Source organism: Oxobacter pfennigii (assembly GCF_001317355.1).
Classification (GTDB): domain Bacteria; phylum Bacillota; class Clostridia; order Clostridiales; family Oxobacteraceae; genus Oxobacter; species Oxobacter pfennigii.
Genome location: NZ_LKET01000016.1, coordinates 55678 through 78282 on the forward strand (window position 1 = coordinate 55678; position 22605 = coordinate 78282).

Sequence of the window (22605 nt, forward strand, 5' to 3'; positions counted from 1 at the left end):
GGAGGGCACCAATATGAAAAAAATGCTTGTAGCTATTGCCTTTGCTTTGCTGTTAACAGCTTCAATTACAGCTGGAACTCTTGCAATGTATACCACTTCCATCGATAACCTTGCGGAAGGCAGCGTGGTCGCTAAGGAATTCGTCCTTATGGAAGGCGGGACAGACACATTTATAAAAAATGTGAATATGGCCCCCGGTGAAACAACAGAATGGAAGTTCAGTGTAAAGAATTATAACGGATCTGTAGTAAGTGAAACAGCTATGGATATGAACTTTAATGTTGATATTATCGCTGCTGACGGTAAAGAAGTTATAGCACCTCTTGTGTTTACCGTTAAAAACTCAGATGGTACTATAGTAGGTAGCACTACAGCAGACGGGCTGATAACATTTGCCGATGAATTTAGTTTGAATGCCAATGGACAGGAAAAGGTATATACTGTGTCTGTTAATTGGCCAAGCAATGATGCAGTTGATATAAACTACGCCGGAGCAGATTACGGGACAGCTGTCCAAGTATCTGTAACGGGTACACAGAAGTAAAAATTGAATGATAAAAAAGCTGGCTGGTTCCATTTGAACCGGTCAGCTTTTTTATATTAATTGGGGCATACTATAATCGATCTCTTATAACAACAATTAAGGAAAGGCGGAGGGATGTTGCAGACTAAGTTTACTACACAGGAACAAATCGAAGCAATGCGAAAAGAGATAATGGCGGAAAAGGAAAGACAATCCGGCAGAGGCGGCAAGCGGAGTCCGGGAAGAAATAAACTTGTTTTTAAAATATTCGGCTGGATTGCATTCCTCTCCGTGGTTCTGTCACTTACGACAGCTATTGTATATGTCAATATTGCTAAGACCAGGGGAGAAATTCCCGGGATTTTAGGTTTTCATCTTTTTGTCGTGGAATCAGGCAGCATGGAGCCGACTTTTAATATCGGTTCGGTAATTTTGTGCCGTAAGGCAAAAAACCCTGATAACCTTAAAACAAATGATGTAGTAACATTTAAAAATCTTTCAGGATATATCGTTACTCACAGAATTGTCGAGGTTGTAACTGATGAAAATAGAGGCATTGCATACCGCACAAAAGGAGATAATCCCCGGAATTCTACAGACCGGGAGCTACTTACTCCTGACAGAGTATTGGCGGTATTTATAGGGAAAATCCCTTTAACATAGGTCTGCCATGATGGAGATGCATATATGAAGCATAATCAAAAATACAATACAGGTGAAAGTCCGGTGCAGAATATCGTATCTATGGAGAATATTTCATCCGCCGAATATTTTTTCTATAAGAACGAAGAACCCAAGCGTGTTCTTGAGGATATAAATTTGCTGATTAAAAGGTCCGAAGCTTGGGGTATTAACGGAAGATCCTCTTATGAAATAAAGCTGCTGCTGGAGATAATGGCTAACATAAGGCCCTACGACTGCGGCAAATGCGTACTGATAGAGCGGGGCATGATGCGGAATAAAAGAACCATACTTAAGCATGTGTTCTACATAGGAAACTCCAACATGATTTATAATAATATGAATATGCTGGAATTTCTGATGTTCGCCATGGGTAAACAAAAGGTCAATAAAGTGGAGCTTCAGGATAGAATTTTTGAATTCATAATCGATATTGGCCTTGGTAATTTATCATTGACGCCCAACAGAATGCTGACAAAGGAAGAGAATGCTGTCGTGGAATTGATTGCTGCAGCTTATTCGGACTGTATGATGATTGTGTATAATTTTCCCGAGTATGAATTCGATGAGACACTTATTAATGCAATTGAAAAAATATCGGTACTTATAAGGGACAAAGGAAAAGCATTAATACTAGGCACCCAAAACTCTCTTTTAATTGAAAAAACATGCAGCCATACAGCTTTTATAGCAGATGGAAGATTAATATATAAAGGCACTGTTGACAATCTCAGATTCAATTATGATAAAATTTTGGTTATAATACGGGATAAAAACATATATTCCGTGGCGGATAAGCTTGCAGCAATTCTCCCTTATCATAAATTATCCGTAAAAGATGACAGCCTGTTTGTATACTGTACCGGAAAAGAAGGCTGCGATGCAGGTTATATATATAAAAAAGTAGCTGAGGCAGGCATCACACCCGATTATATGGAAATAAACCCCAAAACAGTGCAAAATGCTTACGAGGAGATTATCTTACAGTATGATTTACAGAAGCAGTTATTTTAAAAAAGAGCTCCGTCAGGCATATACGGGAAATAAAACCGGTAACAATAGGAAAATAATATTTGCTATTTTTCTGGGATTTATCTCATTCGCACTTTATTTTCTGCTTCAAACACTGCAGGAAAGCGTGCTTTCCGATGTAGTCCCGGAAATAATGCAGCCCAGTTTCTTTTCAACGCTTTATATTTACATTCATATATCCTTTTTTCTGAATGCGGTGTATTTCATTGTGTATTATGATTACCTTTTCTTCTCCGAAATAAGAAAAAACTCATGGTACCTGCTGGTGCAAATGGGATATAATCCTGTGTCTATGATTTTTTCCAAGTTTTTTGCCCTGCTTCTTTCTGTTGTATTAATATATACTATTGGCTTTATGTCCATAATATTGCTTACCGTTTTTCTAAAATACAGTTTTATACTTGCATATATGCCTTCTCTCTATATAGCCGGGCTTACGGACTTAATACTCATAAGCATATTTACTATGGCAGTCTCCCTTTATGTAAAAACTATTATTAATGCCCGGTATTTCATATTTTTTTCAGCGGTTTTCATTATAGTACTTAAAACAGTATTGGGATACTATCCCGTGCTGTCTAACCGGGTAGCAATGCAGAATATATATAATCTCTTTGATATCAGCCGCTCTGTGTTTTTACCTGTTGCCGCAGTCATGATAATTGCCTCTGTCCTGGTATGCGTCATAAGAGCCAGGAATGTAGCAAAATATTATAATATACTCGATTATGACCTCAATTTACCCGCAGATACCGAAATTGTATATAAAGACAAAAGAGCGAAAAAATGGAGACTTGCCGGCGGCGGTGAAAAGTCTTTGAAGCAAAGAAAAGCCTTTGATACCGCAGTTACTGTTTTCTTGATAGTTTTTATTTGCACCCTATTGTTTTTTAATGTGTTCATTATTTTGATCAATGCATCCACCCCCGGCAGCGAGGTTACAATACGGGGGGTAATTCCCTTTGTTTTCAAATCCGATACAATGGAGCCGGAAATCATGCTGAATGATCTTGCTTACTTCAAAAAAATCGATACTCAATATGAAGTCAGCGTAGGAGAGATAATTATTTTTAAGCAAAATAATGTAATTTACGTTGAGAGAATCATTGAAAAAAATGAAAATAATCTCAAGGTGGATATAGATAATTATCCGCCCATGTCCCAAGCCGGGGCTATGATAAAAACCGTATTAAGAGAAGCTGTAATCGGCGTGTTCGCTGGAAGAAACCGGTGGCTGGGAGCATTGATACTTTTTGCCAACACAATTTTTGGAAGATTGCTGTTTTTATTGGTGCCAACTATATTGCTGTTTTATTACAAGCAAATCATTGACTTTTATCAGAGAAGAAGCAGATAAAGATGCTTTACCGCAGGCTTTTTAGAGTAAAGTGAAATAAAAATATACCTATGACATATATATTACATGAGGGGGCTTTAAAAACTTGCATTTAAAAATAATAGAAAATTAACATGTATGTGATAGATTTGTAATAAATTTATGTTATCGTATAGATAACATCGTATAAATGGACTTGAAAAATAATTTTTAGGAGTGATAATTTGGAAGTAGCGCTAAGCATGCAGCAGTTTAAAATTCTTGCACTCCGGTATCAAAAAGCAAAAAAGAAAGCTGAAATAGATTATAAAAATTATATACAAAAAAGGACTTTGCGTATCAAAAAGAGGTGTAACAATTATTAAAATCCGATAAAGTTCATATCATACTCTCCTTTGAACCGAAAGACATTAAATATTGCTTTCTATATAATAAAATTTCTGTAAGAGGAAAAAATAAACTAAGAGGTTCTATTCAAAGGGAGTGGAGTTATGAACTTAAGAAGATTTACATGCTTGTTATTGATAGTATTTTCGTTTATATATACGGCATCATGCACTCAAAGAAAACAAAGCCCCCAGAAATCTGAGGAGAAAAGCGAAGAAGGCAGCAAGGGTTATGTGGTGTTCTTAAATTCAGAGCCTTCAAAAGGCAATATGCTTTATAATGCCGAGGTTACGGGCAAGAATAAAAAGAAAGCATATGAAGAGGATATGTACGGTGCCACTGCTAAGGGAGAGAAGATAGCTTTTTTTTCTATTGAAGGTGAAAAACAACTCCTCAATATGATTAATGCCGATGGCAGTGGGCTTAAGACTATAAATGGAAATATAACCGTTCTGAATAATTTCGTGTCCTGGTCTCCCGACGGAAAGAAAATCGCCTTTTCCTCCAGGCAAGCTCTGGATAAATCCAATGAAATTTATTATTGCCAGGCTGTGGCGGACAGCACGCCTATCAAGGTAACCGACGATTTAAGCGAAGATGAGAATCCTAAGTTCAGCAGTGACGGAAAGCTTATTATATTCATTAAGAACCAGGATGACAATTTTGATATTTATAAATATGAAATTGCAGCTATGACCGCAACAAACCTGTCAAACAACAGTGCCAATGATATTTCTCCGGTAATGACTCCGGATGGAACAAGGATTATTTTTTTAAGCGATGAAAAGGAAAAGGGCAAGTATAACCTTTATATGATGGACATCGACGGCTCAAACAGGAAAGAATTGACCGCGGGCTTGAACATCGCAAGGGAAACCGTTAAAATCTCGCCTGACAGCAGCATGATTTCCTTTATTGCAATCAATGAGAAACTGAATAAAACGGTGCACATCATAGATATGAACAAGAACACCATGATGATAGCCGATGATGTATATATGGCAGCATGGGCGGATGACAGCAAGAAATTATACTATGCCACCTTTGATTCGGAAAACAGAAAGATAGTTGAGTATGACGTTGAAAGCAGGACTATGAAAGAAATCATTAAAATGGAATATAAACCCGGCCAGGAAGGTGCCGGTATTAAGTTATTGCACTTTACAAGCAAAATTAAAGGAGAATAAAGTCAGGGACAGCCAATGAGCTGCCCTTATTTTTTATCACAAATCTATATTGAATTGCTTAAATTATTATAGGTATTTTTAAGCCTTTGCCACAGCAATTCCGGTATATCCAGGGTTTCGATTTCGGTACCGGAAGCAATGAGCCTGTTTTTGCACCCCATGAATACTCCGCCTAAAAAAACGGCGCTGTAATGCCATTTTCCCGTTATGGTTGCTATAATGGGAAGGGAGCCTGAGGACAATGCAGGGGCTGCATAAGGTTTAAATCCCGTTTCACGGATTTTCATATTTGCGTTGATTGTTTTTTTGGTGAGCATTATTGAAAGCTCATGATTATATTTTTTAATGCTGTCAGAAACAACAAGACCTTCACCATGAGGGCCGAAAACCCTGCCTTCCTTTTCATAATGAAGGGTTTCCTGCTGCTCCCTTGAATAATATGCTGCCCGGGCATGCATTACACCTAAGCCGAAGCCTCTTATCTGTTCCGGAGCTAAACCTTTAAAGTCTGCCATTCCTTTATCAGTACAGTTGCTTTCTTTAAAAACTGCATTGCACAAAAGGTCCACCGGGTCTGACACAACAGCAAAGGTTCCTTTGAATTTATTATTTCTTGCCATTTTTGCATAGGTTTTTATTATTTTTGAGTTGCTTTCATATTGATACATTCTGACATCTTTAATTTCACTGTCAGCAGGAGGAACACCCTTTGAAACACAATATACAAACATATCGCAATCAAATAATTCTTCATCCTTTAACGGCAATATTTCAGGAGATGGCTTATAAGATGGCAGTGCTATCTGCCCAATCTCCATACACCAGCGCCTTATTTTATGTTCATTGATGTCATATAAGCCTAGGGCAGATATGTTTTTTCCGCCAAGGAGCTTTAATCCCGTCGCTAAAATGCCGCCTACATCTCCTAAGCCGGCCACATTTATTCTCCATTTTTTAGGATGGGTGAAATCAAGAACATCTTCCCAGTCAGGGTACAAGGTGTTTAAGGACGTAACCATTCTTTTATTTATTTTTTCTTCCAGCCAATGCGGAAGGGAATTTTTATAGCTATAACTTTTTTTAAGAAGTTCCAAACCTTCCTTCTGCAAAAATACATGGGATGGAGACGTAATGCAAAAGCTTCTTCTTGATTTTAAGGGTTCCATTTCATTCAATACATAAAGGATGCCGTTATACTGAGAAGCCTCTGCTTCCGTTATGCTATTAAAATTTTTCCTCTCGGTTAAGGAAGCTAAAATACAGTCTTTATGCTTATAAAAGTACATATTACACCTCAAATCCTTGCAATTATGTCCTGAAGCCTTATAAGCAGTTCCAGGTCATTTTTCAAATAATATGAAGGACTGAAATTCAAGTCGTAATCCATATTCTGTCCCTTATCTGGGCAGCGGGGGGCTATGAATACCTCTCCCAAACGGGACAGAGTAAGGTTTTTTTCATTTAGCACATGATATTCATTTTCCAAGGCAGACAATATGTCAATGGCATTTTCAATGGCTGTCCTTGAAAGATTGAAAATTGAAGAATTGTCTGCATCTTTTATAAATGTGGGTGAAGTATAAGGCAGTATATAATTTATGGAGGGAAGGAGGTTTCTTTCAGGATATACTCCTCTCCACAGCGCATCTCCGCCAATAAAGGGGTAAAGAGCATTTTCGTTGAACCAAATGTTGAGCTTAGGGATAAAGTAAACGCTGTCTACCTCTCGGTGCTGCATATCCATCAATTCTTTGCCCCTTCCTGATAATATGCCCACAATTATTTTGTGTACAAATACATCCTCTTTTTTAAATACTGCATCTACCGCCTTTACCCTGTGTCCCTTATGAAGCAGATCATCCACCAGGATTACTTTTCTTTTAAAGGAATGAATGGCTTTGGCCTGTATATCCAAATCAAGATAATATGGATAAGGTCCTATGGTAAAGGTCTTCATATCCGGGTAGAATAATTTTTCGGTATGCAATGCCTTTGTGACGGTATTTGGTATGATATATTTATCCAATATGTTCCCATAGGGTACGCACATAAAGGGACCGAGATTCTTAGGCTCTTCAATGTGTGTGGGGACATTGTTCTCCTGGCATATTTTCTTTATCATGAGCTCATGCTGCACATTTATATCAAAGGACAAAATAAGCTGCCCGGGATAGAGCTTTGTCATAGCTTTCTGCAGCTTTTTCCGTGTTTTTGATATTGCTTTCATTATTACAGAATTGCTTTTAAAAGGTTCCTTTAACACTGTTTCTATATCCAAATCAATTATGGACGGATTGGACATATCAACAACAAAGGCCGGGTTGTCATTATCAGGGATATCAAGCTTTATAAACCCTTGAAGTGTAAGGATTTCCATAACCTTTGGAGGGCACTTTTCATGTATTGAATCATAATAAACGGCGCTTTGATAATCCCCTGCAAGGCAGAAGGCTAAAGTTTCTGTTACAAGGACCTGCTCTAAAGCCTTGCCTTTCATTTTTTCATCCACAATAATTCCGTCAATGAGAACAATCCTTCCAATGGTATTATTGCGGACATATTTTGATAAAGCATCGTTTTTAAACTCACTGTAGAGATTGCTGGAAGGCACCCAGTGGAATATGGAGCAGCCTAAAATATTGCCGTTGGGACTGTCATAGAGGGTTATTATCCTGTATGAAGTATTGGCCGATAATTCCAAAAGGGCTTTTTTAATTCTGTCATATTCCTCGGGGTTTAAGGCCGCCAGCTTGTATATAATTTCCGGCTTTATGGATTCATAGATTTCAATTTTTCTGTCTATAGAGGATTGAAGCAAGGATTTTTCCTGGGGCTCTCTTTGATAAAACCCATGTTCGAAAATATACCGCTCGGCAAGGGAGTCTACAAAGTTTGAAATATCACGGTTTTCATCAATATGCTTTCTTATATGGGTGGAGCTTATTTCCGAATATTCCTTTGGCAAGGTAAGCCACAGGCATTCACCCTCAATATTTTTTATAATATCGCCTATTTTTTTGTTTTTGTCTGTATTGTCATTCCGGTCTATTATAATGTGAGGAAAAGAGTATATTGAATCCGAAGCTTTTTCACCTTCATAACAGGAGGCATTAAGGACAACATCGCTGCCCACCGCCATATACACCTCTGATTTGCCGAAGTTTTCCTTCAGTACCTTAAGATCATCAGGATTTGCAATATTGGCGGTGAAATTTTCGGGATACAGATACACCCTAGGTTCGTCTGCCGTTGATATTGAAGCTATCCTTCTCCTTAAAAGGTTGGGCAGAGTACGTTTAGACCATGAAAATTCATCGATGGAAAGATAAACCTCAAAGCCCAAATCCGCAACTCGTTTTACGATTTCCTTATGGCTTAAGGAAAATGGGTCGAAGGTTCCGGGAAAAAAGGCTATTTTTTCAGGAGTTTTAAGAACCAGATCTCCAATGGATAAAATATAATCGGATACAAACCTGTATATATGGTTGAGACCTGCCGAATTGGTTAAAAAAAGCAGCTGATCCTTTTTGTTGTCAACCAGAAGGACCAGTATTTTCTTTGCCGTAAGTGTGAATATATGGGCTTTCTCTTCTGTGTTTAAGTGTTCGGAGCCGAATATATCCTTACAAAATACGCTGAATGCTATTTGCTTTACGTGGATGTTATAGTCTCCTAAGGCATTAAGCAGTATTCCAAGCATCTTTTTAAGCCTGTCATGGAATTTATTAATATCTTCGAAAAAAGTGCTGCTGTACTTCGGGTAATGTTCAATACATACACCGATGGTTTTTAAAATCAAGGATTTAATCTGTGAATCGGATCTTTTGATTTTTACAGCTAAATCGTCTATTAATTCGTCAAGCTCTACTGGCTGCAGCCAAAGCATTACCTGTCCCAAATAATTTGGTATATACTCTGTAAAATGATAGCCTTCAATTTCTAATGCCCTGACCAATTCTACCGCCACCTCGTTTCGCTTGTCGGGAGAAAGGCCGGGCATTATTTTGACTATGGCCTCCCCGGCATTGGTACGGACATATTCCATGGCGCTGACTTTTAAAAGGTTACAAAGATGTATAGCAGTATGAAGCCCGTCTCCTTTAGGATTTTTCAGAGCTTGCTCCAGCAATATTTCAATTTGTGTCTTTTTTATTATCCAATTGGTAGCCGTCTTTAAATTGCTTAAAAACATTTCAGACTGTTCTTTATTATCCAGCCTGCAATTTTGCTCAAGCTCTGCTATAATTTCATCCTTCATTTCAAGATGGCGTGCAATTTTTAATTTCATATAATTTTCTGTAGGATATTTGCTCCGTGAAGCATGGCTTTCAATCAATTCTGTTAAGCCGGTATGCAAAGAGCAGGGTTCGTTTATTCTTAGCATGAGATTGTAGGCCGACTCATAGCCTGCCAGCTTTAAGGTTCCCCTTTCTTTATTAAGTACCTTTATTAAAAATAAAAATACCGGATTAAAATTGATATCGCAATAATCAAGGGGTATGTGTTCGGCGGTTTTTAATAGGTAGAGAAGGGAAGCCTTGCTTTTGCTGTCATAGTATTCATAAAACTTGAGCAAGGTATTCATAAGCTCATTTACAAGCCTTTTGGGGCAGTGTTCAAATACCGAGCTTACCATTGCACTTAAATTTATGCCGATCCATTCCTTGTATTCATCAATATACCTATGCCCGGGGTAAAGAAACAGATTGAGATATTCTTCAAAAATACTTCGGCTGGTTATATCCCCTCTTTGGATACTTACATCTCCGGGTATTTCTTTTCTGTAATCCTCATCATACATTGCAATTAGGGAACCAATTATTTCAGCTGTCCGGCGCCTTATATCCTCTTCGGGATGGGTTGCAAATTCAAAGAGAAATTTGAGGGTTTGGATTTTCTGCTTCTGAGTAAGGTAAGCAGAATATTCCTCAAATATCCTTATATATTCCCTCAAGCTTTTCCAGTCGGTAAGACTCCTCGCCGATTGGAGTATCATACTTAAAGAAAACTCATCCCTGAACTGGTGCATAAGGTTTATGTTGTGGTCTATTGCAAGGAATTTCAAGCTGTCCACAATTTCTTTTCCCTGCATCAGGGAATAAGCTGAAGGTTTGTATATAGAATCTGTGTTATCATATTCAAAATCAGGGTCTAAACTTATATTTTGCCTGAGCATATAATTTTCAAAATCCTCAAGCTTTGCATATATCTTCTGATAACGCTTAAGCTTATTTTCATCTACATTATCAAGCTTGCTTAATATGACATCAAAGGAATCCTTCAGGGAATAAAAATGCATTGTGCTTGAACCGTTTTCACTGTTTTTTCTTTTAACCCTGAAGTCTGCATATATTAAAAGCAGTGATTCCAAAGGGAGATTTTCAAGCTCCAAATCCCAGGTGGAATGATTGACTGCAATATGGCTTATATAATTTATATCAAATTTTTTAAACCACTGGTCGGTGTAATAATAGTGAAGATAGGGGACTCTTATAAGTTCAACGCCCTTGCAGCCGTATTTTCCTATATCATGTCCGGCAGCGGCACCGGAAACCCGGCCCAAATCCACGGGAATGCCCTTCTTTTTAAGCTGCCTTCCAAGAGTTAATGCAAGGTGATGAACACCGCATATATGGTCTAAAGTACTATAACCCATGACTTCTTTGCTTAATTTCATCATTTCATATATATAATCTCTGGCAAAGGCATTCATAAAGCTTAAATATTCTTTGGGACTTTCTAAATATTCAATTTCATTCTTTGTAAGAAAAACCATGGGGTATTTGCTCTGCCAGGTGCCGTCTTTGTTTTCCATCTGATAGCGGCTTATTATTCTCAAGGCATTTAAATAGAGGTTGCAGGCCACGTTAAGCCTTTCATCAAGCTTTATAGTGACGGCATCGGGAAAGGATTTATATAGGGCAAACTGATATATGTAATTTAGCCAGTCAAAGGGTAAATCTGCTTTTGAAAGCTCATTTATCATTTTATATGTCAGATCAAATACTGCGCTGCAGCTGAAATTTTTTTTATCGATGATTGCCTTCAGCTTCTCGCAAAATTCAGCGTCGTTTATATGCTTTTTAATGAATGACTGGCTTATATTCAAATCCTTTGAAAATTGGGCATGCAGATCTTTAAAGCTCATAAATTATTTCCTCCCTTATGAAAATATCATAAAGTAAGTATTGACTGTCTTAATAATATTACTTTACACTTTGCTTATCAATATTATTTAAGCCAATAATATGCTAAAATGGTGTATATGCGCTTTATTGGGAGATAATAAAATTGAAAAAGCCTTTATTTTAACAAATATCTTCAGATTATTTTTGAAAGAGTATGTGAAACACAGAGGAGGAACATAACAATGAACGATTTCTTTAAATTAAAGGAGAACAACACTAATTTCAAAACCGAAGTAATTGCCGGTATTACAACATTCATTACAATGGCGTATATAATATTTGTGAATCCCATGATTTTAAGCGCAGCAGGCATGAATGAAAAAGGCTTATTTGGAGACGCTGTAGCCGCCGCAGGCTTGAACACGGCAAACGATAAAATAATCGGCGCTGTATTTGCAGCCACTATTATATCTGCCATTATAGGAACTTTGATAATGGGACTTGTTGCAAATGTGCCCTTTGCACAAGCTGCAGGAATGGGAATGAATGCATTTTTTACTTATTATGTTGTATTAACTGCAAAATATTCATGGCAGGCGGCACTGGCAGCTGTATTTGTATGCGGCTTAATCAATATTTTCATAACAGTAACAAGAATAAGGCTGGCCATTGTTAATGCCATTCCTGATTCCTTAAAAAGCGCCATAGGAGCCGGTATCGGCTTATTCATATCTTTAATAGGTTTAAAAGAAGGGGGTCTAATAGTTTCATCTCCCGATACCCTATTGGCCTTCGGAAGCGTCACAGATCCTAAAACGCTCCTTGCCATTTTCGGTCTTATTGTCACAGTAGTTTTAATGGTTAAAAAAGTAAAAGGCTCTATACTTCTTGGTATTATACTTACAACCATTGCAGGTATAATAGCACAGACTGCTTTTAATGTTAATCTTAATATATTTTTGCCCACGAGTTTTGTATCTGCGCCGCCCAGCCTCGCACCTACATTTTTAAAGCTCAATTTCAGCGAGTTATTCAATGCAGGCACAGGTATTCTTACAGCGCTTACAATTATCCTTTCCTTCAGCCTGGTTGACACCTTTGATACCATAGGAACCTTTATAGGTACGGGAGAAAAGACAGGAATGTTTGATGAAAAGAATGATAAGCCGGGAAAAGGCATGTTCCCTAGAAAACTTGATAAAGCATTATTTGCAGATGCTACTGCCACATCTGTCGGTGCCCTTCTTGGGACCAGCAACGTTACTACTTATGTAGAAAGCGCTGCGGGAATAAGTGAAGGGGGAAGGACAGGACTTACTTCCGTCGTAACTGCAATATGCTTTCTCCTTGCATTATTCATATCACCCATTGTTGGAGTAGTGCCTTCACAGGCAACAGCCCCTGCCCTTATTATAGTTGGGGTGCTTATGATTGGAGCTGTAACCAAAATCAACTTTGATGATTTTGAAGAAGGTTTGCCGGCATTCTTAACCTTGGCCATAATGCCTTTTACATACAGCATTGCCAACGGAATAGCCGCAGGGTTTATATTCTATACATTAGTTAAAGTATTTACCGGAAAGGCAAATAAAGTCCATCCTATAATGTATATATTTACATTGCTCTTTATCATCAAATTCATAATGCAGGTTTAAAAAGGAATATTTAGTATTATAAAGTGTCTGCCATTAAAAGCAGGCACTTATTTTTGTCCATATACTATATAGAATTGAGTAATACTTAGTTTACAATTTCACATTTCTAAATTAATATTAACTTAGAAATGTATGAAATATTTGGGAGAGGGCTGGCAGACACTCCTCATGTTAAAAACTTTAAACCGTTGGAAAACTTACAGTTTGCATCATCAATATCTTTGTTTGGATTAACCATAACTCAAGATGAAGTTAATACTATTCCTGCACTGGATAATCTGGAATCTCTAAATTTTAAAGAATGCGATATAGATAGTATCAACAATTTTCCCACTATGAAAAAACTCATGCAATTGGATTTAGGGGGAAGTTTAATAAAAAATATTGATATACCTTCGGACAGGCTCCCAAATCTGAAGCAATTAAGATTAGACCAGTCTGAAATATCCGATCTTAGCGTACTTAAAGGATTTGAAAATATAGAGGAGATTTATATCAGAAGAACCGGAATTAAAAGCATTGAACCAATCTTAAATTATAAAAATCTTAAAGTAATCATTGCAGACATAGAGAATATTGAAGATAAGGATAAATTAATAGGAACCGGGATATCAATATCAAAAACAGATTAAATAAACGGATAATTATAAAAACTGCGATACACGAATTATATTAATTTTTATATTGCTGAATATTCGTAAATAAGCGTTCAGTATTTTAAATTTATATTAAAAAGTTCGCAAAAATATTGACACTATATAAAAAAATTTGTTAAGATGTAATAAAGAAAATATTGCCTGCACTCATATATGTCCGATGATATGGTTCGGATGTCTCTACCATGCAGCCGTAAACTGCGTGACTATGGGTGAAATCATGCGGTTTAAAACATCCTTTCAGCCTATTATGAATATATTAGGTTTAAAGTGCATTGGTGTTTTTTACTCTTTGTCCTGATTAAAACCCTGGGATAGATTTCACTCAAAGGTCTATTACCCTGGGTTTTTTATATTTTAATGGAAAAACTAAGTAAAAGGAAAGGGGACCAATAAGGTGCAGGAAGGTGCGGGGACACACCTAAAGGTATGTCCCCAACGTAGAAATCATAAGGAGGAAAAGCAATGAAGGTTGCCATAATAATGGGAAGCGACTCGGATTATCAGATTATGAAAAAAAGCGCCGAAGTCCTTAAAAAATTCGGGGTGGATTTTGAGGTATCGGTAATATCAGCCCACAGGGATTTAGACAGGTTAACTACTTATATAAAATCAGCCAAAGATAATGGCATTGAGGTCATCATAGCCGGTGCGGGAAAAGCCGCCCATCTTCCTGGAGTAATTGCCGCCATGACCACCATGCCGGTCATTGGAGTTCCCATAAAATCATCAACATTCGATGGAATGGACGCGCTGTTATCAATAGTACAGATGCCGCCGGGAATACCCGTAGCCACCGTTGCCGTTGACGGCAGCGATAATGCGGCTCTACTGGCAGTTTCAATACTGGCAATGAAATATGAAGTATTAGAAGAAAAACTCATATCCTACAGAGAGACTATGAAAAGTCAGGTCCTTGAAAAAGATAAGAAAATAAAAGAGGAGGCAGAACAAATATGGAAAAGCTAGAGATGATTTATGAAGGCAAGGCAAAGAAGGTATATAAAACCGATGACCCGGATTATGCTATTATCCACTACAAGGATGATGCAACTGCTTTTAACGGTCTAAAAAAGGGCACCATTGAAGATAAGGGTATTATGAATAATAAAATAACCTCTATGATTTTTGAAATGCTCAAAGAAAATGGAATTCCCACCCATTTTGAAAAGATGCTTAATGAGCGGGAACAATTGTGCAAAAGAGTGGAAATAGTTCCTCTTGAAGTTATAGTAAGAAATGTGGCAGCAGGCTCTCTTGCAAAAAGGCTGGGAGTAGAAGAAGGAACCAAATTAAACTGCACGGTATTGGAGTTTTGCTATAAGAACGACGATTTAGGCGACCCCATGCTAAACGATTATCACATATTAAGCATAAATTTAGCGACAAAAGAAGAAATTGAAAAGCTCTCAGAAATGGCACTTAAGGTTAACGATATACTGAAGGATTATTTCAAGAAAATGAATATAGACCTTATAGATTTTAAGCTGGAATTCGGAAGGTTCAAAGGGGAAATCGTCCTTGCCGATGAAATAAGCCCCGATACCTGTAGGTTCTGGGATGCGGTTACCGGAGAGAAACTGGATAAGGACAGATTCAGAAGAGATTTAGGAGACGTGGAGGGAGCATATAAAGAAATCTTATCAAGACTGGGCGGAAAATAAATTCCGGAAAGGATAGTTAAAATGGTTGACATACTTGAAACAGATAAATTCAAAGACGAATGCGGAGTATTTGGTATCTGGTGTACCGATGAAGATATAGACTGTGCTAAAATAACCTATCTTGGGTTATATGCACTCCAGCACAGGGGACAGGAAAGTGCAGGTATTGCGGTATACGATGGCAGCTCCGTTGTATGTCATAAGGAGATGGGATTGGTATCCGATGTATTCAGAGGGGATGTACTTGATAATTTAAAAGGCAGCGCAGCAATAGGACATGTAAGATATTCAACAACCGGCGCCAGTACAGTTAATAATGCACAGCCCCTTGTCATGAAATACAAGATGGGTAATATCGCACTGGCTCATAACGGAAACCTTGTAAATGCCGAAGTTATAAGAGACCTTTTAGAAGACGGCGGAGCGGTATTCCAGACATCAATAGATTCAGAAGTCATAGCAAACCTTTTTGCAAGATATGCAAAAAGAAGCCTGGAAACTGCTGTTTTAGAAACCATGCAGGCAGTAAAGGGCTCCTATGCATTAACTATATTGGCAGATGACAAACTAATAGGGGTAAGGGATCCCTATGGTATAAGGCCCCTTTGTATAGGCAAAATAGCAAGCGGATTTATACTGGCTTCCGAGAGCTGCGCCATTGATACCGTCGGCGGAGAATTCATAAGGGATGTTGAACCGGGAGAAATTATTATAATTGATAATGAAGGGCTGAGATCCTTAAAAATTCAGGAGGAAATAAAGTCCTCATTATGTATTTTCGAATATATTTATTTTGCCCGCCCTGACAGCACAATTGACGGTATAGGCGTCTATGAGGCAAGAAGAAACGCGGGAGCCATACTTGCCCAGGAATATCCCGTTGAGGCGGATTTGGTTATAGGCGTTCCGGATTCTGGAACCGTTTCGGCCATTGGCTATGCGGAAGAATCAGGAATACCCTTTGGCGAAGGACTTATAAAAAATAAATATGTAGGCAGGACTTTTATAAAACCGGACCAGACTTTAAGAGAGCTGGCCGTTCAGATAAAATTAAATGCGCTTAAAAGAAACGTTGAAGGCAAAAGAATTGTAATGGTGGATGATTCAATCGTGCGCGGCACCACCTGTAAAAAAATTGTGTCTATGCTGCGCTCCGCCGGAGCAAAGGAAGTACACGTGAGAATTTGTTCTCCATTGATTAAATATCCATGCTATTTTGGAATTGATACACCTTCAAGAAAGCAGCTTATAGGAGCTGTGAGCACCATGGATGAAATAAGGGATATCATAGGGGCTGATTCTCTTGGATATATAAGCTTGGACGGGCTCATTAAATCTACAGGCAGCACCAATGCCGGTTTCTGTACCGGATGTTTTTCCGGTGTATATCCTATTTCGGTTCCAAGAGAGTCCGATAAATATTTGTTTGAAAAAGGCAGGTTAAATGCATGATAACTTATAAGGATTCCGGAGTAGATATTGAGGCAGGATACAAAGCTGTAAAGATGATGAAAGAACACGTGCGGTCAACTTATACAAAGGGCGTTATAGGAGATATAGGAAGCTTCGGAGGGCTTTTCGAGCTTCTTGATATTAAAAAATATGAAAACCCGGTGCTGGTATCCGGAACCGACGGAGTAGGAACCAAGCTTCAGCTGGCATTCATGCTGGATAAACATGATACCATAGGAATAGATGCCGTTGCCATGTGCGTCAACGACATAGTGTGCCAGGGTGCAAAGCCCTTGTTTTTTCTTGACTATATAGCCTGCGGCAAGCTTAAACCTGAAAGAATAGCGGATATTGTAAAAGGTATAAGCGAAGGCTGTAAAATGTCAAAGGCAGCGCTGATTGGCGGTGAAACTGCTGAAATGCCCGGATTTTATAAAGAAAATGAATACGATATTGCAGGCTTTGCTGTGGGTATTGTTGATAAAAACAAAATAATTGACGGCAGCAAAATAGAAAAGGGCGATGTTTTAATTGGCTTGGCTTCCTCGGGGATACACAGCAACGGGTATTCCCTGGTCAGGAAATTATACGGCAATGTTGATGCATCGGAGCTTAATAAATTTGACGAAAGGTTTAACTGCACATTAGGCGGAATGCTTTTAATGCCTACCAGGATATATGTAGACCTAATTTTAAGCCTTCTTGAAAATTATGAAGTAAAAGGCTTATCCCATATTACAGGCGGAGGCTTTATTGAAAATATACCGAGGATGCTTCCAAATGGCCTTATGGCCAGGATATTCAAAGGCTCCTGGGATATGAAGCCCATATTCAATGATTTGAAAAACCTTTCGGGATTAGGTGATAATGAGCTTTATAATACCTTCAATATGGGTATCGGAATGGTTATGGCTGTTTCTAAGGAAAAAGCAAATGAAATATTATCATATTTGAAGATTTCAGGTGAAGAAGCCTTCGTCATAGGAGAGGTGGCAGAAGGAAAGGCCGGGGTGGAGCTTTGCTAAAGATAGGTGTTCTGGTCTCGGGGGGAGGCACCAACCTTCAAGCCATAATTGATGATATAAAGAGCGGAAATATAAAGGGTGAAATTGCTGTTGTCATAACCGACAGGCCGGAGGTTTATTCATTGAAGCGGGCGGAGAATGAAGGAATACCTGCGGCAGTCTTTGACAGAAAGATTATGACTTCAAAGGAACTTAATGCTAATATATTAAAAGAGCTTACTGAACATAATGTGGACCTGGTGGTTCTTGCAGGATATCTCTCAATATTGTCAAAGGAAATTATAGAGAGGTATCAAAATGCAGTAATCAATATCCATCCCTCTTTAATACCCTCTTTTTGCGGAGACGGATACCATGGAATAAATGTTCATAAAAAGGCCCTGGAATACGGCGTAAAAGTGTCGGGCTGCACCGTTCACTTTGTGGATGAAGGTACGGATACCGGCCCCATAATTCTTCAGAAAGCTGTGGAAGTTTCAGATGATGATACTCCCGAAACCCTTCAGAAGAAAATTCTCGCATATGAGCACCAGCTTCTGCCATTGGCAGTAAAGCTTATATGCGACGGAAAGGTAAGCATATCCGGCCGGAAAGTTATAATAAGGTGAGAGTTTCAAAATTTTGAACACTCCATACGCTGTTCGAGTTCTGCAAGTTCTAAGGCTCCCTGCCTTGAAAATGCAAGAATTTTGATAACTCGCTCATGCTCAAACAATCTAAAATTCTAAGCATTTTCTGTGGCAGCTTCGCCAAGAACTTTCACAGAACTCTCACAATGCTTAATTACGTTGTTCAAAATTTTGAAGACCCAATTAATTATCCCTAACTTAAGGAGGTATAATAGATGATTAAAACTGCCTTAATAAGCGTCTTCGATAAAAGCGGAATCGTCGAGATGGCTGAGCAGCTTAGTGATTTAGGAGTGAAGATAATTTCAACGGGGGGAACGGAAAAAACCCTTAAGCAGTCGGGACTGGACGTTATAAACATTTCAGATGTTACCGGATTCCCGGAATGCTTGGATGGCAGGGTAAAAACCCTTCACCCTAAAATACATGCGGGCATACTGGCCATGAGAGACAACAAAGAGCACATGGAACAGCTTGAGAAATTAAATGTTGATACAATAGATATGATAATCGTGAATTTATATCCCTTCAAACAGACCATATCAAAGGAGCATGTGGAGCTCGAAGATGCCATTGAAAACATAGATATCGGCGGCCCTACAATGTTAAGGGCAGCAGCTAAAAACTACAAAGATGTGGTTGTAATTGTGGACCCTCAAGATTACCGGAAGGTATTGGATGAAATTAAGGAAAATGGGGATGTTTCAGAAAAGACAAAGTTTTATCTTGCTTTCAAGGTCTTTAACCACACTGCGGCCTACGATGCGCTGATTTCCTCCTACCTTAAAGAACAGGCAGGAATCGAAGGATATACCGATTCAGTTACAATAACCTTCGAAAAGGTTCAGGATTTAAGATACGGTGAAAACCCTCACCAGAGCGCCGCTTTTTATAAAGAGCCCATAGCCGTCAAAGGAAGCCTGCCTTCAGCTATACAGCTTCACGGTAAAGAGCTTTCCTTTAACAACATAAATGATGCAAATGCGGCAGTAGAATGCCTCAAGGAATTTGAAGACATAGCCTGCGTTGCAGTAAAGCATGCCAACCCCTGCGGAGTGGGAGTGGGAGATACAGCATACAGTGCATACATAAAAGCCTATGAATGTGACCCCGTTTCAATTTTCGGGGGAATAATCGCTATAAACGATATTGTAGATAAAGCTGCAGCCGATGAAATAAACAAGATTTTTGTGGAGATAGTTATTGCTCCCGATTATACCGGGGAAGCCCTTGAAATTTTGAAGTCCAAAAAGAACATAAGGGTAATGAAGCTTGAGGATATTAAGAAAAAAAATACCAAATCATTGGATTATAAAAAGGTTAACGGAGGCCTCCTTATACAAAACAGCGATAACGGAAAAATTAATGAATTGAAAGTTGTAACAAACCGCAAGCCTACAAATGAAGAATTAAAGGATTTAAATTTTGCCTGGAAGGTTGTCAAGCATTTAAGGTCAAATGCAATTGCACTTGCTAAGAGTGGCATGACAATAGGACTAGGGCCGGGACAGACCAACAGGATATGGGCGGCTGAAAATGCCATACGCCAGGCAGGAGAAAAAACTTTTGGTTGTGTATTGGCTTCAGATGCGTTTTTCCCTTTTCCCGATGTGGTTGAGGCTGCTGCTGCAGCCGGTATAACAGCAATCATACAGCCGGGGGGATCTCTAAAGGATGATGAATCCATAGAGCTTTGCAATAAGCATAATATTGCCATGGTATTTACCGGTATGAGGCATTTCAAGCACTAGAAGAAAAGGAAGTGTATATATGAAAGTACTTATTGTAGGCGGAGGCGGAAGGGAACACGCAATAATCTGGAAGCTTAAGCAAAGCAAAAGGATAGATAAAATATACTGCGCCCCAGGAAACGGCGGAATAGCAAGCCTGGCAGAGTGTGTTGATATAAAGGCAGAGGATATAGAAAAGCTCGTTGATTTTGCAATAAATGAAAAAATAGACTTAACGGTTGTAGGGCCTGAGGTTCCTCTGTCAATGGGTCTCGCAGATGCTTTTGAAGAAAAAGGCTTAAGATGCTTCGGCCCTAAAAAGGCAGCAGCAGAGATTGAAAGCAGTAAGGTTTTTTCAAAATACCTTATGAAAAAATACGGAATTCCCACAGCTTCTTATATGGAATTTTCAGATCCCCAAAAAGCAAGGGATTATATAGAAACTTTATCCTTCCCCACAGTAATTAAAGCTGACGGCCTGGCAGCTGGGAAAGGCGTTATAATAGCACAAAGCTTGACCGAGGCAATTGAAGCAGTCCATAGCATCATGGAAGAAAAAACATTTTCCGATGCCGGAGACAGAATAATAATCGAAGAATTCATGGAAGGCCCCGAAGTGTCGGTACTGGCTTTTGTGGACGGTAAAACCGTAAAGCCCATGGTCAGCGCAAGGGACCATAAGAGGATATTCGATGACGATATGGGCTTGAATACCGGTGGTATGGGAACAATTTCCCCCGCACCATATTACACAGCTGAAATGGAAAAAATCTGCATGGAGGAAATATTTGTTCCCACAATTGATGCCATGAACAAAGAAGGCAGAACCTTCAAAGGGGTGGTATTTTTCGGACTTATGCTGACCAAGGATGGTCCCAAGGTTGTGGAATACAACTGCAGGTTCGGAGACCCGGAAACCCAGGTAGTGCTGCAAAGGTTAAAGACCGACCTGGTGGATATAATGGATGCGGTAATTGACGGTACTCTAAGCAATATAAATATTGAATGGGATGAAAGTGCAGCAAGCTGCATAGTTATAGCCTCCGGTGGATATCCGGGAAGCTATGAAAAAGGCAAAGTCATTACCGGCCTTGACAATATGCCTTCAGATGTGGTCGTCTTCCACTCGGGCACGAAACTGCAGGATGGGCAAATAAAAACCGACGGCGGCAGAGTTCTCGGAGTTACGGCTAAAGGTGCCGATTATTCAGTTTCATCTAAAAAGGTATACGAAGTAATTGACAATATAAGCTTCGAAGGAATGCATTACAGAAAAGACATCGGCGTGAAAAAATACTAGCACATATGAAAATAACCTCCCAAAAGAGGTTATTTTTTCTTGTTCTTATCCATTATAAGGCTATAATCCTCCAGGGGAGTTTCAGGGCCTTCCGGCACCGATGAGTATTCAAAGGTATCCAGAAAGTCCAAATTTCCCATTGGGCCTGTCTGAGGCATAAGCCGGGCATTGCTTAAATGCTCAACAATGGGGTAATCATAATCATTGCTTTGCTCTATGCTATCCTTATCATAATGCTTATTTTCATCAATATTTTCCCTGCTGCTAAAGTCCATCAATTATCACCTTCCCTGAAAAGATTAATAATAACAAAGTACCTAGATATTTTTTACTTAGTATCCTACTATTTTTAAATAATATTCCACGGCGGCATCAAAGCTTAATAGCTTTAATGCCGCTATAAAGTGAACATAATCAAAAAGGAATATTTTTAATGTTTAATAATGTAGGGAGGAAAGAAGATTTTTTTATCGAATAATAGACCATAAAGATGTTATATTGAGATTTGGATTACGTACATAGATATTTATAAAAAAATCAGATGAGGTGGTTATATGTCTGAATATCATTCCAAGATTGAATCTAAGGAAATGACGGAGCTTTTTGAGGCAATACTTTTGCTTGAAAATATTGAAGAGTGCTATAGATTTTTTGAAGATATAGGTACAATAAACGAGCTGCAATCCCTTGCACAAAGGCTGGAAGTCGCAAAGATGCTCAATGAAAAAAAGACCTACATAGAAATTGCAGAAAAAACCGGGGCAAGCACAGCCACCATAAGCAGGGTAAACAGGTGCCTTCAGTACGGTGCCGACGGATATAATCTTATACTAAAGCGCATTAAAGAGAAGTAATACCCCAAAGGTATTACTTTTTCTATTTCAAATTTATTTTTTATAAAAGCTAAAAAAATATTTTTACAAAAATTGAAACTTTTTCAAATAAAAACTGTCTTATATAGTAAGATAAAGAAATCCGAAATTTATTTAATAATATAAAGATAAGTTTTCTTTGATTGTACATAATAGCAGAAATTTTTGAAGATATAGGTAGCATAAACAAGCTGCGCCTTTACACAAAGGTTGGAAAGCGGTAAAAACGCTCAATGAAAAAAAGACTTACATAGAAATTACAGAAAAGACAGGTGCAAGCTAAGCAATCATAAGTAGAGTTATCAGGAGACTTCAGCCTGATAGCTATAATCTTATACTTAGATACAT

The 22605-nt window shown here is 38.5% G+C and carries 18 protein-coding genes and 1 riboswitch; of the genes, 15 read left to right on the forward strand and 3 right to left on the reverse strand.

The features are described 5' to 3' along the window. Positions 1-13: 13 nt before the first annotated feature. The 5 genes from OXPF_RS01920 to OXPF_RS01940 all read left to right on the forward strand — a co-directional run bounded on the left by OXPF_RS01920 (position 14) and on the right by OXPF_RS01940 (position 5146). Positions 14-544, forward strand: coding sequence for a hypothetical protein (locus tag OXPF_RS01920; protein WP_054873531.1), 531 nt, complete (start codon positions 14-16; stop codon positions 542-544). A 114-nt stretch (positions 545-658) separates the two neighbouring features. Continuing rightward, entirely contained in the window at positions 659-1186 is a 528-nt protein-coding gene (locus OXPF_RS01925) for a signal peptidase I (protein ID WP_054873532.1), read from the forward strand. Between the two features lie 24 nt (positions 1187-1210). Further along, a complete protein-coding gene (locus OXPF_RS01930) occupies positions 1211-2218 on the forward strand; it encodes a P-loop NTPase family protein (RefSeq protein WP_054873533.1) in 1008 nt (335 codons plus the stop codon). Further along, positions 2193-3593: a S24/S26 family peptidase gene (locus OXPF_RS01935; RefSeq protein WP_054873534.1), complete on the forward strand. Its 1401-nt coding sequence runs from the start codon at positions 2193-2195 to the stop codon at positions 3591-3593. The genes OXPF_RS01930 and OXPF_RS01935 overlap by 26 nt, the downstream gene beginning before the upstream one ends. A 470-nt stretch (positions 3594-4063) precedes the next feature. Further along, complete coding sequence (locus OXPF_RS01940) at positions 4064-5146, forward strand: TolB family protein (RefSeq protein WP_054873535.1); 1083 nt, start codon at positions 4064-4066, stop codon at positions 5144-5146. A gap of 44 nt (positions 5147-5190) precedes the next feature. On the opposite strand, the gene OXPF_RS01945 is transcribed toward OXPF_RS01940, so the two are convergent. Continuing rightward, positions 5191-6432, reverse strand: coding sequence for a lactate/malate family dehydrogenase (locus tag OXPF_RS01945; protein WP_054873536.1), 1242 nt, complete (start codon positions 6430-6432; stop codon positions 5191-5193). Between the two features lie 8 nt (positions 6433-6440). Beyond that, positions 6441-11294 (reverse strand): nucleotidyl transferase family protein, encoded by a 4854-nt coding sequence (locus OXPF_RS01950; protein WP_054873537.1) that lies wholly within the window; start codon positions 11292-11294, stop codon positions 6441-6443. A gap of 222 nt (positions 11295-11516) precedes the next feature. On the opposite strand from OXPF_RS01950, the gene OXPF_RS01955 reads away from it, so the two are divergent. From OXPF_RS01955 to purD, 9 genes are all read left to right on the forward strand, one after another. Further along, a complete protein-coding gene (locus OXPF_RS01955) occupies positions 11517-12929 on the forward strand; it encodes an NCS2 family permease (RefSeq protein ID WP_054873538.1) in 1413 nt (470 codons plus the stop codon). A 128-nt stretch (positions 12930-13057) separates the two neighbouring features. After that, a complete protein-coding gene (locus tag OXPF_RS01960; RefSeq protein WP_054873539.1) occupies positions 13058-13561 on the forward strand; it encodes a leucine-rich repeat domain-containing protein in 504 nt (167 codons plus the stop codon). A 151-nt stretch (positions 13562-13712) separates the two neighbouring features. Then, a riboswitch (purine riboswitch) is annotated at positions 13713-13814 on the forward strand. A gap of 236 nt (positions 13815-14050) precedes the next feature. Continuing rightward, the gene (gene purE / locus OXPF_RS01965; protein ID WP_054873540.1) at positions 14051-14554 is read left to right on the forward strand and encodes a 5-(carboxyamino)imidazole ribonucleotide mutase; all 504 of its coding nucleotides are present in this window, start codon (positions 14051-14053) and stop codon (positions 14552-14554) included. Further along, a complete protein-coding gene (purC, locus tag OXPF_RS01970) occupies positions 14542-15249 on the forward strand; it encodes a phosphoribosylaminoimidazolesuccinocarboxamide synthase (RefSeq protein ID WP_054873541.1) in 708 nt (235 codons plus the stop codon). Before purE ends, purC begins: the two co-directional genes overlap by 13 nt. A 21-nt stretch (positions 15250-15270) precedes the next feature. Then, complete coding sequence (purF, locus tag OXPF_RS01975) at positions 15271-16701, forward strand: amidophosphoribosyltransferase (RefSeq protein WP_054873542.1); 1431 nt, start codon at positions 15271-15273, stop codon at positions 16699-16701. Next, the gene (gene purM / locus OXPF_RS01980; protein ID WP_054873543.1) at positions 16698-17726 is read left to right on the forward strand and encodes a phosphoribosylformylglycinamidine cyclo-ligase; all 1029 of its coding nucleotides are present in this window, start codon (positions 16698-16700) and stop codon (positions 17724-17726) included. Before purF ends, purM begins: the two co-directional genes overlap by 4 nt. Beyond that, positions 17720-18334, forward strand: coding sequence for a phosphoribosylglycinamide formyltransferase (purN, locus tag OXPF_RS01985; protein WP_054873544.1), 615 nt, complete (start codon positions 17720-17722; stop codon positions 18332-18334). Before purM ends, purN begins: the two co-directional genes overlap by 7 nt. 236 nt (positions 18335-18570) lie before the next feature. After that, positions 18571-20106 (forward strand): bifunctional phosphoribosylaminoimidazolecarboxamide formyltransferase/IMP cyclohydrolase, encoded by a 1536-nt coding sequence (purH, locus tag OXPF_RS01990; RefSeq protein ID WP_054873545.1) that lies wholly within the window; start codon positions 18571-18573, stop codon positions 20104-20106. Between the two features lie 19 nt (positions 20107-20125). Next, complete coding sequence (purD, locus tag OXPF_RS01995) at positions 20126-21385, forward strand: phosphoribosylamine--glycine ligase (protein ID WP_054873546.1); 1260 nt, start codon at positions 20126-20128, stop codon at positions 21383-21385. A 29-nt stretch (positions 21386-21414) separates the two neighbouring features. Here the strand turns inward: purD and OXPF_RS02000 are convergent, their stop codons facing one another. Then, positions 21415-21660 (reverse strand): hypothetical protein, encoded by a 246-nt coding sequence (locus tag OXPF_RS02000; RefSeq protein ID WP_054873547.1) that lies wholly within the window; start codon positions 21658-21660, stop codon positions 21415-21417. Positions 21661-21939: 279 nt separating this feature from the next. Here OXPF_RS02000 and OXPF_RS02005 point away from each other — a divergent pair, with 279 nt between their 5' ends. Further along, a complete protein-coding gene (locus OXPF_RS02005; RefSeq protein ID WP_054873548.1) occupies positions 21940-22239 on the forward strand; it encodes a YerC/YecD family TrpR-related protein in 300 nt (99 codons plus the stop codon). Positions 22240-22605 lie beyond the last annotated feature (366 nt).